13 protein-coding genes are annotated in these 13,690 nt (G+C 59.5%); 7 read left to right on the top strand and 6 right to left on the bottom strand.

Features of this window, described 5'->3' with window-relative positions; all coding sequences use genetic code 11:
• From ispG to K4O48_RS14495, 7 genes are all read left to right on the top strand, one after another.
• Positions 1 to 1,113, top strand: a complete 1,113-nt coding sequence (gene ispG, locus K4O48_RS14525; RefSeq protein ID WP_222909103.1) for a flavodoxin-dependent (E)-4-hydroxy-3-methylbut-2-enyl-diphosphate synthase — start codon at positions 1 to 3, stop codon at positions 1,111 to 1,113.
• Between the two features lie 12 nt (positions 1,114 to 1,125).
• Positions 1,126 to 2,409 carry a histidine--tRNA ligase gene (gene hisS, locus K4O48_RS14520; RefSeq protein WP_222909102.1) on the top strand — a complete coding sequence of 428 codons (1,284 nt, stop codon included), beginning with the start codon at positions 1,126 to 1,128 and terminating at the stop codon, positions 2,407 to 2,409.
• Between the two features lie 41 nt (positions 2,410 to 2,450).
• Positions 2,451 to 3,092 carry a tetratricopeptide repeat protein gene (locus tag K4O48_RS14515; RefSeq protein WP_222909101.1) on the top strand — a complete coding sequence of 214 codons (642 nt, stop codon included), beginning with the start codon at positions 2,451 to 2,453 and terminating at the stop codon, positions 3,090 to 3,092.
• 4 nt (positions 3,093 to 3,096) lie between these two features.
• Positions 3,097 to 4,245, top strand: a complete 1,149-nt coding sequence (gene bamB, locus K4O48_RS14510; RefSeq protein WP_222909100.1) for an outer membrane protein assembly factor BamB — start codon at positions 3,097 to 3,099, stop codon at positions 4,243 to 4,245.
• Positions 4,246 to 4,349: 104 nt separating this feature from the next.
• Complete coding sequence (der, locus tag K4O48_RS14505; protein ID WP_222909099.1) at positions 4,350 to 5,828, top strand: ribosome biogenesis GTPase Der; 1,479 nt, start codon at positions 4,350 to 4,352, stop codon at positions 5,826 to 5,828.
• 78 nt (positions 5,829 to 5,906) lie between these two features.
• Entirely contained in the window at positions 5,907 to 7,055 is a 1,149-nt protein-coding gene (locus tag K4O48_RS14500) for a pyridoxal phosphate-dependent aminotransferase (protein ID WP_222909098.1), read from the top strand.
• Positions 7,043 to 7,837: an amidohydrolase gene (locus tag K4O48_RS14495; RefSeq protein WP_222909097.1), complete on the top strand. Its 795-nt coding sequence runs from the start codon at positions 7,043 to 7,045 to the stop codon at positions 7,835 to 7,837. The genes K4O48_RS14500 and K4O48_RS14495 overlap by 13 nt, the downstream gene beginning before the upstream one ends.
• An 11-nt stretch (positions 7,838 to 7,848) precedes the next feature.
• Here K4O48_RS14495 and K4O48_RS14490 read toward each other — a convergent pair whose 3' ends face one another.
• The 6 genes from K4O48_RS14490 to leuA form a co-directional block, all read right to left on the bottom strand.
• A complete protein-coding gene (locus K4O48_RS14490; RefSeq protein ID WP_222909096.1) occupies positions 7,849 to 8,229 on the bottom strand; it encodes a DUF2784 domain-containing protein in 381 nt (126 codons plus the stop codon).
• A 5-nt stretch (positions 8,230 to 8,234) separates the two neighbouring features.
• Complete coding sequence (locus K4O48_RS14485) at positions 8,235 to 8,861, bottom strand: DUF2238 domain-containing protein (RefSeq protein ID WP_222909095.1); 627 nt, start codon at positions 8,859 to 8,861, stop codon at positions 8,235 to 8,237.
• 117 nt (positions 8,862 to 8,978) lie between these two features.
• Entirely contained in the window at positions 8,979 to 9,710 is a 732-nt protein-coding gene (locus tag K4O48_RS14480) for an endonuclease (RefSeq protein ID WP_222909094.1), read from the bottom strand.
• Positions 9,711 to 9,805: 95 nt separating this feature from the next.
• The gene (locus K4O48_RS14475) at positions 9,806 to 10,660 is read right to left on the bottom strand and encodes a carboxylate/amino acid/amine transporter (RefSeq protein WP_222909093.1); all 855 of its coding nucleotides are present in this window, start codon (positions 10,658 to 10,660) and stop codon (positions 9,806 to 9,808) included.
• A gap of 105 nt (positions 10,661 to 10,765) precedes the next feature.
• A complete protein-coding gene (locus K4O48_RS14470) occupies positions 10,766 to 11,824 on the bottom strand; it encodes an NAD(P)-dependent alcohol dehydrogenase (RefSeq protein WP_222909092.1) in 1,059 nt (352 codons plus the stop codon).
• A gap of 192 nt (positions 11,825 to 12,016) precedes the next feature.
• Positions 12,017 to 13,687: a 2-isopropylmalate synthase gene (gene leuA, locus K4O48_RS14465; RefSeq protein ID WP_222909091.1), complete on the bottom strand. Its 1,671-nt coding sequence runs from the start codon at positions 13,685 to 13,687 to the stop codon at positions 12,017 to 12,019.
• Between the last annotated feature and the right edge of the window lie 3 nt (positions 13,688 to 13,690).

Below are 13,690 nucleotides of genomic sequence, written 5' to 3'. Positions count from 1 at the left end.
ATGCATAGTGAGTCCCCCATCAAACGTCGCCAAACCCGCAAGATCTGGGTAGGTAACGTACCGGTCGGTGGCGATGCGCCAATTGCGGTGCAGAGCATGACCAATACCGAAACCTGCGATGTTGACGCGACCGTTGCTCAGATTCAGCGATTACAAGATGCGGGTGCTGACATCGTCCGAGTTTCGGTTCCCTCGATGGAGGCAGCCGAGGCGTTTGGCAAGATCAAGCAGCGTGTCGGTGTGCCTCTGGTAGCGGATATTCATTTCGATTATCAGATCGCGCTGCGTGTTGCCGAGCTTGGCGTCGATTGCCTGCGTATCAACCCCGGCAACATTGGACGCGAGGATCGCGTGCGAGCGGTGGTCGAAGCGGCGCGCGACAGGGGTATCCCGATTCGCATTGGCGTCAATGCCGGCTCGCTGGAAAAGGACCTGCAGAAGAAATACGGTGAACCGACGCCCGAGGCGCTGGTGGAATCCGCACTGCGCCATGTCGAGCACCTCGACCGCCTGAATTTTCCGGATTTCAAAGTCAGCGTTAAGGCTTCTGACGTGTTCATGGCCGTGGCAGCGTATCGGTTACTGGCTGACAAGATCGAACAGCCGTTGCACTTGGGTATCACCGAGGCCGGTGGTTTGCGCTCGGGAACGGTGAAGTCGGCGGTTGGCCTAGGGATGTTGCTGGCTGAAGGTATCGGCGACACCATCCGAATCTCGCTTGCAGCCGACCCGGTCGAAGAGATCAAGGTCGGCTTCGATATCCTGAAATCCTTGCGTCTGCGTTCACGCGGTATCAACTTCATTGCGTGCCCGAGCTGTTCGCGGCAGAACTTTGACGTGGTCAAGACCATGAATGAGCTTGAAGGCCGGCTCGACGATTTATTGGTGCCGATGGACGTCGCGGTTATTGGCTGCGTCGTTAACGGCCCGGGGGAGGCCAAGGAAGCCCACATTGGCCTTACGGGCGGCACGCCGAACAATCTCATCTACATCGACGGCAAGCCTGCGCAGAAGCTGAGCAACGACAATCTGGTTGACGAGTTGGAACAGTTGATTCGTCGCAAGGCCAGCGAGAAGGCTGAGACCGATGCCGCGCTGATCGTGCGCAGCTGATAAGGAACCCAATTGAGCAAGTCCCTGCAAGCCATTCGTGGCATGAACGATATCCTGCCGGCGCAAACGCCGGTCTGGCGCTACCTTGAAACAACGTTCGCACAGCTGCTCGACAGCTATGGCTATAGCGAGATCCGACTGCCGATCCTCGAGTTCACCGATCTGTTCGCGCGTGGCATCGGCGAGGGCACCGACGTAGTCGATAAGGAAATGTACACGTTCCTTGATCGGAACGAAGAGTCGCTGACGCTACGACCCGAAGGCACTGCGGGTTGCGTGCGTGCTGTGCTTGAACATGGCATGACGGGCGGCGGGCAGGTGCAGAAGCTTTGGTACGCGGGGCCGATGTTTCGCTACGAGAAGCCGCAAAAAGGTCGCTATCGCCAATTCCACCAGGTTGGCGTGGAAGTCTTCAACCAGCCTGGCCCGGATGTGGACGCCGAACTGATCGTCTTGACCGCTCGGCTGTGGAAGAAGCTCGGCATGTCCGATGCAGTCACATTGCAACTGAACAGCTTGGGTTCCAGTGAGGCACGCGCGCGGTACCGAGACGCGTTGGTGGCTTATCTGCAACAGCATTTCGAGCAGCTCGACGAAGACAGTCAGCGTCGTCTCACCAGCAACCCGCTGCGTATTCTGGACAGCAAGAATGCGCAAACGCAGGCATTGCTGGGTGATGCGCCGACCTTGCATGACTACCTGGACGAGGAATCGCGCGCACACTTCGAAGGTCTGAAGGCTCGACTTGAAGCGGCAGGCATCGGCTATGAGGTCAACCCGAAGTTGGTCCGGGGTTTGGACTATTACGGGCGTACTGTCTTTGAGTGGGTAACTGACAAGCTAGGCTCGCAGGGCACCGTCTGCGCTGGCGGTCGCTATGACGGACTCGTCAGCCAATTCGGCGGTAAGCCGACGCCGGGTGTCGGTTTTGCAATGGGCATCGAACGCCTGGTGCTTTTGCTGGACACTCTTGAGCTTGTTCCTGATGAGCTTAACCCGCCAGCACATGCGTTCATCTGTGCGTTCGGCGAAGCGGCGGAACTGGCGGCGCTGGGGTTGGCCGAGCGGCTTCGTGACGCCTTGCCGGGTCTGCGCCTTCTGGTGAATGCCGGTGGCGGTAGCTTTAAGAGCCAGTTCAAGAAGGCTGACAAGAGCGGTGCTCGCTTCGCACTGATTCTGGGTGACGACGAACTGGCTGGACGCGTGGTAGGTTGCAAACCGTTGCGCGATGACAGCGAACAACAAAGCATTGCCTGGGATGCTCTACCCGAGCGTCTGGCGGCCTGCCTGGGTTAAGCAGACAGGTCTGAATTCAGCGATTGTAAAGGAGTGACAGTGTGACCTCGGGTACCGATGAAGAACAGCTGGCGCAGATCAAGGAATGGTGGCAGCGCAACGGCATGCCGTTGCTTTTGGGCGGCGCACTCGCTCTGGTGCTGGTGTTTGGCTGGCAGTTTTGGCAGAAGCACCAGCGTACTCAGGCACAGAACGCATCCGCGGTTTATCAGCAGTTGTTGAACGCCGCGCTAGAGGAAGGCGGTGTGGATGCCGCCGAAGTGTCGCGTCTGGGCAACTTGCTGCAGAAAGAGTTCGCTGGCTCACATTACGCTCAGTACGGCAGTCTTTTCGTGGCCAAAGTGGCAGTCGAATCCGGGCGGCTCGATGAGGCTCAGACGGAGCTGCAGGCCGTGCTGGATAAGCCTGCGGACCAAGTACTCGAGGAGCTGGCTCGCCAGCGTCTGGCCCGCGTTCTGGCAGCACAGGACAAGGCCGAAGAAGGACTCGTGCTGTTGGACGGTGAAGCGGTCGAGGCGTTTGCTGCCAGTCGTGAAGAGTTGCGGGGTGATTTGCTGGTCAAGCTGGGGCGTCATGACGAGGCCCACGCCGCCTATTCCAAAGCAAAAGAATCGCTGTCACAGGATGCCGCTATCGGTGGCCTGCAGCTGAAACTGGACGACCTGGCTCGTGGAGAGGCGTGAATTGATGCGTTGGAAAACTGCCGCACTGCTGACCTTGGCCGTCTTGGCTGCTGGTTGCAGCAGCAATGACAAAAAAGAACCCGAACCCGCCGAGCTGGTCAAGTTTGACGCCGAGATACGGTTGAGCGAGGAGTGGAGTCGCTCGATTGGTGACGGCCAGGGCGAGACTTACAACCTGCTCGCCCCGGTTGTGTACGGCAATGAGATATTCGCCGCCGACGTCGAAGGGCTGGTCGTGGCTATGGATCGCATGACCGGCAAGGTCAACTGGAAGAACGATCTGGAGGTCCCGATCTCTGGTGCGGTTGGCGCTGGCTATGGTCTGGTTCTGGTCGGTACCCTGCGCGGGGAAGTGCTGGCTCTGGACGTGTCGACGGGTGAAGAGCGGTGGCGTAGCCAGGTTAGCAGCGAGGTTCTCGCCGCGCCTGCCGTCAACGGCGATGTGGTAGTGGTTCAGACCCAGGATGACCGAGTCATTGCGTTGGAAATCGACACCGGTGCGCAACGCTGGAGCTACGAAAGCTCTCCGGCTGTACTGACCCTGCGGGGGACTGGCGCGCCGTTGCTGACAAATGAGCTGGCGATCGCCGGCCTTTCCAGTGGAAAGGTTGTGGCCTTGGACACCCGTCGGGGACTGCCGATTTGGGAGCAACGTGTTGCAGTTCCGCAGGGCCGTTCCGAGCTTGAGCGTGTCGTGGACATAGACGGTGGGCTTTTGCTTTCTGGCGGGACACTCTATGTCGCCTCTTTCCAGGGTCGCGCAGCTGCACTGGATGTGGAGAGCGGTCGGATCCTCTGGCAACGCGATGCGTCTACAGCAACTGGCGTTGCGTTGGGATACGGAAGTGTCTACCTGAGCCAGGCTGATGGGACGGTGGTGGGCATTGATGAACGCTCGACGACCGTGTTGTGGACAAATGACTCGTTGATGCGCCGCCAGCTTTCGGCCCCTGCCGTATTTTCCAGCTACGTCGCGGTCGGTGACAAAGAGGGCTATCTGCATTTTCTCAGTCAGGTCGACGGACGTTTTGTCGCGCGCACACGAATCGATAGCGCCGGCGTTCGTGCCCGCCCTGTTGTGGAGGGTGACTGGCTGTATGCCTACGGTAACGATGGCAAGCTTGTGGCCTTGACCATTCGCCAGGCGGACTAACGTTTCACACGTGTCTGCTGCTCTGCTTGCGCAGAGCGCCTAAAATTCGGCCGCTGCCTCGCAGCGGCCTTTGTGTTTTCTGAAATATCGCAGTGGAGAGCCGTATGGTTCCCGTAATCGCCCTGGTGGGTCGCCCGAACGTCGGCAAGTCCACCCTGTTTAACCGTCTGACCAAAAGCCGTGATGCCATCGTCGCGGAATACGCCGGCCTGACCCGAGATCGGCAGTATGGCGAGGCCAAATGGCAGGGTCGCACCTATATCGTGATCGACACCGGGGGCCTGACTGGTGATGAGGAAGGCATTGACGCCAAGATGGCTGAGCAGTCGCTGCAGGCCATGCAGGAAGCCGATGCGGTAATGTTCATGGTCGATGCGCGCGCCGGCATGACGCCGGGCGACCAGATGATCGCCGAACACCTACGCAAGATGAACAAGCGTCATTTTCTGGTGGCGAACAAGGTCGACAGTATCGACCCGGACATTGCGCGAGCTGAGTTCAGCCCGCTGGGTCTCGGTGATGCGTTGCCGATTGCCGCTGCGCATGGTCGCGGCATAACGCACATGCTGGAACAGGCGCTTGGGGTATTCCCCAAAGATAATGCCGAAGACGTAGAAGGCGAGGGTGAAGAGAGCGAGCCGGTCGCCGAGGGCGAAGAGCTCAAGCGTATTCCCGGGCCTAGCGAAAAGGACGGCATCAAGATCGCAATCATCGGCCGCCCCAACGTGGGCAAGTCGACGCTGGTCAACCGCATGCTTGGCGAAGAGCGTGTCATCGTCTATGACCAGGCAGGCACTACCCGCGACAGCATCTACATTCCCTTCGAACGTGGTGATGAAAAATACACGCTGATCGATACCGCCGGCGTCCGGCGCCGGGGCAAGATCTTCGAGGCGGTAGAAAAGTTCTCCGTGGTCAAGACGTTGCAGGCGATCCAGGACGCCAACGTGGTGATCTTCGTCATGGATGCGCGGGAGGGTGTAGTTGAGCACGATCTCAATCTGCTCGGCTTCGTTCTCGAAAGCGGACGGGCGCTGGTGATTGCGCTGAACAAGTGGGACGGCATGGAGCCGAGCGAGCGGGATTACGTGAAGACCGAGCTGGAACGCCGATTGTTCTTCGTTGAATTCGCCGACATCCATTTCATCTCCGCCAAGCACGGCACCGGCGTCGGCAATCTCTATAAATCAGTACAGGCTTCGTTCACATCAGCCGTCACTCGTTGGCCCACAAGCCGTCTGACTCAGATTCTCGAGGATGCGGTGCGCGAGCATGCACCGCCGATGGTCGCCAGCCGACGTATCAAACTCAGATACGCGCATTTGGGGGGCGCCAACCCACCGTTGATCATCATTCACGGCAATCAGGTCGACGCAATTCCAAAGTCCTATACGCGCTACCTGGAGAATACCTATCGGCGTGTGCTCAAGCTGGTGGGCACGCCCATTCGCATCGAATACAAGGGCGGAGAGAACCCCTACGAGGGCAAGAAGAACACGCTTACCGACCGTCAGGTGAACAAGAAGCGCCGTCTCATGTCGCACCACAAGAAGGCCGAGAAGAAGCGCCGCGACAAACGATAAGGTCTGGCCGCGTAGAGGGCGCCGCTCGGGGGCGCTCATGTGGCCTCCCAGATTTTGGCTTTCAGCTCTGAGCGAATCATGATCACCAGCAAACTTCCTCGCGTCGGCACTACCATCTTTACGACGATGTCGCAGCTTGCTGCTGAGACCGGTGCGTTAAACCTGTCCCAGGGATTCCCTGATTTCGACGGCCCGCACGCACTGCGTGACGCGGTGAGCCGTCACGTTATGGCTGGCCACAACCAGTACGCGCCGATGACCGGTTTGCCAGCGCTGCGCGAGCAGGTGGCGATCAAGGTCGCCTCGCTCTATGGCCGTCAGGTCAGTGCGGACAGCGAGATCACCATCACACCTGGAGCGACCCAGGCTATTTTCTGTGCGATTCATGCCGTCATCCGTCCAGGTGATGAGGTGATCGTTTTCGATCCCTGCTACGACAGCTACGAGCCGGCCGTAGAGCTTGCCGGTGGCGTCTGCGTTCACCAGGCGCTTAGCCTGCCGGATTTCACCATTGACTGGCAAAAGCTGGCCGACGCGATTACCCCACGCACACGCATGATCGTTCTGAACACGCCCCACAACCCGAGTGGGGTATTGATTGATCTGACCGACCTGGATCGTCTGGCCGACCTGATCCGCGACAACGATATCTATTTGCTCAGCGACGAGGTCTACGAGCATTTGGTGTTCGACGGTCGCGAACATGCCAGCGTGCTGCGCCATGAAGAGCTGTATCAGCGAGCCTTCGTCGTCAGCTCATTCGGCAAGACTTACCACGTGACTGGCTGGAAGACGGGGTACGTGGTGGCGCCAGCCGCGCTGAGCAGCGAGCTGCGCAAAGTCCATCAGTACGTCAGCTTCACGGGTGTCACGCCATTGCAATGGGCCCTTGCAGACTTCATGGCCGCACACCCGGAACACCTGAGCGAGCTGCCCGGTTTTTACCAGGCCAAGCGGGACCTGTTCTGCGACCTGCTGGCCGGATCGCGCTTCAGCTTTACCCGCGCCGCCGGCACCTATTTTCAGTTGGCAGACTACTCCGCGATCCGTCCGGATCTCGACGATGTGGCCATGGCCGAATGGCTTACCCGTGAGCACGGCGTGGCCAGTATTCCGATTTCGGTCTTCTACCAAACGCCTCCTGCAGAATCGCGGCTGGTCCGCTTCTGCTTCGCGAAACGAGAGGAGACGCTGCGCCAGGCAGCGGAACGACTATGCGCGATCTAAACAATTTACCCGACCTTGAATTGGCTTTGATCCAGACCAGCCTCGCCTGGCAGGACGCCAACGCGAACCGCGAGCGCTTTGTCGGCCTGCTGGATGAGGCCCGCGGCGCTGACCTCATCGTGTTGCCCGAAATGTTCACAACCGCGTTCTCCATGAACTCCGCTGAGCTGGCTGAACCGGAGGAGGGCCCGACCTATGCCTGGCTGCGGGAGCAGGCTGCACGTCTCGACGCGGTGATCACCGGAAGCGTGATTATCGAAGCCGCGGACGGAAGCCACCGCAATCGCCTGCTCTGGGCACGACCGAACGGCGAGATTTCTCACTACGACAAGCGTCACCTGTTTCGCATGGCGGGTGAGCACAAGCACTACACGGCTGGTGAACAGCAAGCGCTGTTCGAGCTTAAGGGTTGGCACGTCAGGCCACTGATCTGTTACGACCTGCGCTTCCCGGTCTGGAGTCGCGATGCGCACGACACCGATCTTCTGCTGTACACCGCCAATTGGCCAGCAGCGCGCCGCAATGCCTGGAACCGTCTGCTGCCGGCGCGGGCCATCGAAAATCTCTGCTACGTTGCGGCGGTCAATCGAGTCGGTGAAGACGGCAAGGGTTACCCCTACAGTGGCGACACGCAGGTCCTTGATTTTCTAGGTGATCCGTTGCTTGAGGCAGGCGATACTGCAGGTGTATTTCGCGCCACACTGCGCGCTCGGGATCTGGCGGCGTTCCGTGGCAAATTCCCCGCGTATCACGACGGCGACGCCTTCGAACTGAAGCTTTAGTTAAAGCGCTATCAGCCCGAGACTGCTGGCCTATGGCGCCGGCGCCATATCAGCCAGCCATAGATCAGCAGATTGACGAGCACCACGATGGCGGCCAGCACATACTGCACCGGGACGCTCAGCCAGCTTGGGTAGATCAACGGCAGCAGGTATTGCTCGACGAAACTGGCTTCATAGCCGGCGCCACCTGCCAGGCGTCGAAAATAGTTTTCCCAGTGCGTCAGTGGACACAATCGCCCGGTCAGTTCAACGAAAATTCCCCAGGCCACAGCGGGCACATGGAGCCACAGCAAGCGGCGTTGCCACGCTACCAACAGCCCGCCCAAGAGCACGAAGATGATGAAAGCAAGATGCGCAATTAGCACCGCATCGGCCGCCAGACGATAGAGCATGACGGCTATCCTGCCGCGCCGGGGCCGGTTTGATCAGCGATCTGCCGGTCGTGCCATCCGGCCAGCCCGGTGACCGAAAGCAGGGCGCCGAGAAGCGCCATGAGCATGTCGGACTGAGTGTCCCAGGGGTCGCCTTGGGTTCCGAGGAAGTCTTCCGCGCCCTGGCCGGCAATCAACGCTACCCACCATTCGATCAGTTCATAGAACGCACTGAATGCCAAGGCGACGCACAGCGATAGGAAGCCAAGCATCTTTCCCGGCACGAGAAAACCGAGACGTAGCAGAATCTCCCGGGCCAGCAGGGCCGGAACCAGGCCTTGCATGAAGTGGCCAAGCTTGTCGTATGGATTGCGGCTGAGTTCAAGCCAGTCCTGGACCCAGAAACCGGCCGGGACGCGGGCGTACGTGTAAGCGCCGCCCAGGATAAGCACCAGCGCATGAACCGTGATCAACACATAGAGCAGCCGCGTGAGCGGAACGTGTCGGTAGCTCAGTAGCAGAACAGGCGCTGCGATCAGTACCGGCGCGACTTCCAGGAGCCAGGTCGCGCGGTCATACGGGGCAAAGCCGGAAACGATCAGCGCCAGCGTTGTCACTGAGCCCAGAAGTGCGTAGAGCGTCTTGTTCTGCATCGCGGATGAACCTGGTCGCCAGTGAAGCATCAGGATGCAGTGCCAGCGCGGTTTCCGGCAAGACCTGGCGAAGTAACAGGATGAGCTGAGCGCAGGGCTGCTCGTGCTATCGGTTGCTCAGCTTCGTTTAGCTCGAGTCGCCGGCGTGCGAGCAATTGATTTGGAACAGTGGTTCAGGTCCACCGCCCCGACGAAACGGTTGGCATTGCCCTGCACGCAGGCAACGCTGCGGTTGCGCCATCGCTCCCATTCATTGACCGGATACTGGCGGTTCCAGATGTCGTATAGGCGGCGATCCTGCTTAGAGAGACGCAACCCATAGCGTTCGCTCATGTAGAAGTAGGTGCGCGCGATAGCGCCCCGGCTGTATTCCGGCGGCATGGCGGTGCGTTGCTTGAAATTCACCACGAATGGGCAGGCGCCGTATTGCGTGGGTTTTTCAGAAAGCATGCCAAAGCCGTAATTGCTGCGGTCGCCGTTGACCTCGCCGACGACCGGGACCAGGTTGTGCAGATCCGCTTCGGCCTTGTTGAATATCGGGTCGCTTGCGGTGCAGCGCTTGCGCCCGCCCTGTTGCCAGCACTGGCGCTGATGGCCGATCACCCAGGCGGGAACGATGTGCTCCCACTCTACGCGTGCCGCACGTTTGGGTTGTTTGCGCGGAACATAACCGCAGCTGGCAAGATCGATCCGATTGCCTTTGAAGGCGCAGCCGCAATAGAAATCTACCGGCCGTTCTGCGTAGATATGCCAGGCCATCTTTTTCGCTTCGCGGAAGGTGCGCGGCGCATCGGCATGGACGGTTGATGAAAAAAACAGGACGAGCAGAAGCAAGCTGAAACGGCGCATGGATATCTCGACGACTGACTGAGAAATGCATCCATGCGGGGCGCCGCAATCTTACCGGTGTATCAGATAGAAAACATATGGAAAACAAAGGCTTATCAAGCCGTTTGTCGGCCCAGACGATTGATCCATAGTGAAGCGAGAATGATCAGTCCGCCGGTGGCCAGCAGCAGCAGGTTGGTTTCCGTGCCCCAGAACAGCAGATTAAGTACCAGCCCGACGGGCACGGCCATGTTATTCATCACGGCCAGCGTCCCGGCATCAACCAAGGTGGCGCCCTTGTTCCAGCCGAACTGGCCAAGCGCGGTAGCCAGAACACCCATCCATATCAACACGCCCCACTGGCTCGCCGTGGTGGGCAATCCTTCTGGATTGCCGAACACTAGCCATGCCGGCAACACGACAATCAGTGCACCGAGGAAGAAATAGCCGAACCGTCGGTACAGCGGGACATCCGACGGATAGCGTTGCGCCAAATGTTTGTAGCCCACTTGTCCCGCAGCGAAGGTGAAATTAGCCACCTGCATCAGCAGGAAGCCGCCCAGAAAGTCACCCGAGACGCCGTCGTAGCGAATCAGGCCGGCACCGAACACGGCCACCGCTGCGGCCACCAACGCCCATGGGTTGAAGCGACGGTTTAGCGCATCGTCTATGAGCGTGACGTGCAGCGGTGTGAGTACGGTAAATAGAAGGACTTCGGCCACTGTCAGGACATTGAAGCTCAGGTACAAGCACAGGTAGGTCACGCCGAATTGCAATGCGCCAACTAGCGTCACACCACCGATAAACCCTGGAGCCACACCGCGCCAGCGCGTAAGGGGGAGGAAGACCAGTCCGGCCAGGACGACCCGGGTGAGTACTGCGAAATAGCTGTCCACCTGGCCGGCCAGGTAGGCACCGATCAGGTTGAAGGAGAATGCCCAGAGGATGGTGACAAAGATCAGGTAGCGCATGCCGGCTCCTTAGCAGAAGGCCGGCGACCTTAGCGGCTTAGCAGAGAAGAGGGAAGGCCCGGCGTGCCTCCGGTATGGTAAGTAAAGGCACGCCGGCGTGCGGGCTCAGGCGGACTTGAGCGAGGCCATATCGATGACGAAACGGTATTTGACGTCGCTTTTGAGCATGCGCTCATAGGCTTCGTTGATGTTCTGGATCTCGATCATCTCGATGTCCGAAACGATGTTGTGTTCGGCGCAGAAATCGAGCATTTCCTGGGTCTCGGCGATACCGCCGATCAGCGAGCCGGCGAGCCGGCGGCGCTTGAAAATCAACCCGAACACGCTGGGGGATGGGTGGGGCGAGGCGGGCGCGCCGACCAGCGTCATGGTCGCGTCGCGCTTGAGCAGCGCTAGGAATGCATCGAGGTTGTGAGGGGCTGCCACGGTATTGAGGATGAAGTCGAAGCTGTTGCTATGAGCGGCCATTTCCTCCTTGTTCTTCGACACAACGACTTCCTTTGCGCCGAGGCGCAGGGCGTCCTCCTTTTTGTCCGGCGATGTGGTGAACAGCACCACGTGTGCGCCCATGGCGTTGGCAATCTTCACAGCCATGTGACCCAAGCCGCCGAGGCCGACCACGCCGACTTTCTGGCCGGGGCCGACCTTCCACTGGCGCAGCGGCGAATAGGTGGTGATCCCCGCGCAGAGCAGCGGCGCAACCGCGGCAAGGTTGTCTTCGGTATGTGAGATGCGCAGGACGAACTTCGCGTCCACCACAATCTTGTCCGAATACCCGCCATACGTGTTCTCGCCGCCGCCGAATGCAGGGCCGTTGTAGGTACCAACGAAACCGTTTTCGCAGTATTGCTCCAATCCTTCACCGCAGGACGGGCAACTCTGGCAGCTGTCGACCAGACAACCCACGCCGGCAATATCGCCAACCTTTAAGCCGCTGACCTTATCGCCCACAGCCGTTACCCGTCCCACAATCTCGTGGCCGGGCACGGACGGGTAGAGCGTATTGTTCCATTCGTTGCGAGCGGTATGCAGGTCCGAATGACAGACGCCGCAATAGAGAATGTCGATCTGTACATCATTCGCCCCCACGGCTCGGCGTGAAAACGAATAGGGAGCGAGCGGCGTGCTCGAGTCGAGGGCGGCATAACCGATGGCGTTGCTCATGGCGGCTCCAGGATTGATCGTTGAATGAACGTCAATCCTAGTACCGATAGCCGCTGAGCAGCAGCATGATTCTGCAGATGAATGGTGCATTCCTGCAGGAATGAGCTTCGCAAGGGCCGCCGCGGCGGTGACTCTCGCGTGATGTTTCGCTCATGCCATCGGCGAGCCCTAGGTCAGGACTCGCCGGGTCGGTCAGGCGGCCTTCACTTCAGCTTCGCGCAGCGCACGGTTCAGCGCACTGAACAGCGCGCGGATGCTGGCAGTGGTGATGTTCTCGTCGATTCCAATGCCATGCAACGAACGCTCACCGTCAAGGCGGACTTCGATATAGGCGGCCGCTCGCGCATTGCTACCGGCGCCAATGGCGTGTTCGTGGTAGTCCATGATCTCCAGCTTGACCGGCAACCCGGCGACAAGCGCCTCCAGGGGGCCTTTGCCAATGCCACGCCAGTGCATGATCTCGCCGTCATTGGAAACCTCCACATCCACGGCGCTGGTACCGTTCTCTTCCTGCAGCCGGTGACTCTTCAGCATGTAGGGGGAGGTCGCGTGCAGATACTCACCTTCCAACAATCCGTAAATCTGCTTCGCGCTCATCTCCAGACCGAGGCGATCGGTCTCTTTCTGCACGACCTGACTGAACTCGATCTGCATGCGCCGTGGCAGGCTGATGCCGTATTCCTGCTCCAACAGATAGGTGATGCCGCCTTTACCGGACTGGCTGTTGACGCGAATCACGGCCTCGTAGCTGCGACCAATGTCAGCCGGGTCAATCGGCAGGTAGGGCACTTCCCAGAGGCCGTTCGGGTCCTGCTGGGCGAAGCCCTTACGGATCGCATCCTGATGGGAGCCGGAGAACGCCGTATGGACCAGATCGCCGACATAGGGGTGGCGCGGATGCACCGGCAGTTGGTTGCACTCTTCCACCACCTTGCGCACCGCATCGATGTCCGAAAAGTCCAGCTGCGGATCGACACCCTGGCTATACATGTTCAAGGCGACCGTCACCAGATCGACGTTACCGGTGCGCTCGCCATTGCCAAACAGGCAGCCCTCGACGCGATCGGCGCCGGCCATCAGGCCAAGCTCGGTGGCGGCCACTCCGGTGCCACGGTCGTTATGGGTGTGCAAGCTGATCAACACGCTGTCACGCTTGTTGATGTGTCGGCCGAAGTATTCGATCTGGTCGGCATAGATGTTCGGCGTGGCGGCTTCGACCGTGGCCGGCAGGTTGAGGATCAGTTTTTGCGTCGGCGTCGGCTGAAACACCTCAATGACCGCGTTACACACCTCGACGGCGAAATCGGTCTCGGTGGAACTGAACACTTCCGGTGAATATTCAAAGCGCCACTGCGTTTCGGGCGCCGCATCGGCCAGGCGTTTGACGACGTGCGCGGCGTTGACCGCAATCTGTACCACGCCGGCCTTGTCCTGATTGAAGACGATGCGGCGGAAGCTCGGCGCCGTGGCGTTGTAGTAATGGACGATGGCCTTTTTTGCGCCCTTGAGCGATTCAAAGGTGCGAGTGATCAAATCCTCCCGAGCTTGTGTCAGGACCTGGATGGTGACGTCATCCGGAATGTGCCCGCCCTCGATCAGCTCGCGAACGAAGTCGAAGTCAGTCTGTGAGGCCGACGGGAAACCCACTTCGATCTCCTTCACGCCGACCTGAACCAGCGTTTCGAAGAAGCGCATCTTCTTGCCTGCGTCCATCGGTTCGATCAGCGACTGGTTGCCATCCCGCAGATCGGAGCTCAGCCAGATCGGCGCCTGAGTAATGGTCTTTGACGGCCAGGTGCGATCCGGGATGTTGATGATAGGAAAGGCGCGATATTTCGTCGATGGATTCTTGAGCATTGTCATGGT

It is taken from the genome of Pseudomonas sp. DNDY-54, assembly GCF_019880365.1.
Lineage (GTDB): Bacteria > Pseudomonadota > Gammaproteobacteria > Pseudomonadales > Pseudomonadaceae > Stutzerimonas > Stutzerimonas stutzeri_P.
This window is presented reverse-complemented; position numbering and strand designations above follow the sequence as displayed.

Coding starts and splice junctions, on each gene's coding strand:
- ispG (WP_222909103.1), top strand. CDS start 1: ATGCATAGTGAGTCCCCCATCAAACGTCGCCAAACCCGCAAGATCTGG.
- bamB (WP_222909100.1), top strand. CDS start 3,097: ATGCGTTGGAAAACTGCCGCACTGCTGACCTTGGCCGTCTTGGCTGCT.
- der (WP_222909099.1), top strand. CDS start 4,350: ATGGTTCCCGTAATCGCCCTGGTGGGTCGCCCGAACGTCGGCAAGTCC.
- K4O48_RS14500 (WP_222909098.1), top strand. CDS start 5,907: ATGATCACCAGCAAACTTCCTCGCGTCGGCACTACCATCTTTACGACG.
- K4O48_RS14495 (WP_222909097.1), top strand. CDS start 7,043: ATGCGCGATCTAAACAATTTACCCGACCTTGAATTGGCTTTGATCCAG.
- K4O48_RS14490 (WP_222909096.1), bottom strand. CDS start 8,229: ATGCTCTATCGTCTGGCGGCCGATGCGGTGCTAATTGCGCATCTTGCT.
- K4O48_RS14485 (WP_222909095.1), bottom strand. CDS start 8,861: ATGCAGAACAAGACGCTCTACGCACTTCTGGGCTCAGTGACAACGCTG.
- K4O48_RS14480 (WP_222909094.1), bottom strand. CDS start 9,710: ATGCGCCGTTTCAGCTTGCTTCTGCTCGTCCTGTTTTTTTCATCAACC.
- K4O48_RS14475 (WP_222909093.1), bottom strand. CDS start 10,660: ATGCGCTACCTGATCTTTGTCACCATCCTCTGGGCATTCTCCTTCAAC.
- K4O48_RS14470 (WP_222909092.1), bottom strand. CDS start 11,824: ATGAGCAACGCCATCGGTTATGCCGCCCTCGACTCGAGCACGCCGCTC.
- leuA (WP_222909091.1), bottom strand. CDS start 13,687: ATGACAATGCTCAAGAATCCATCGACGAAATATCGCGCCTTTCCTATC.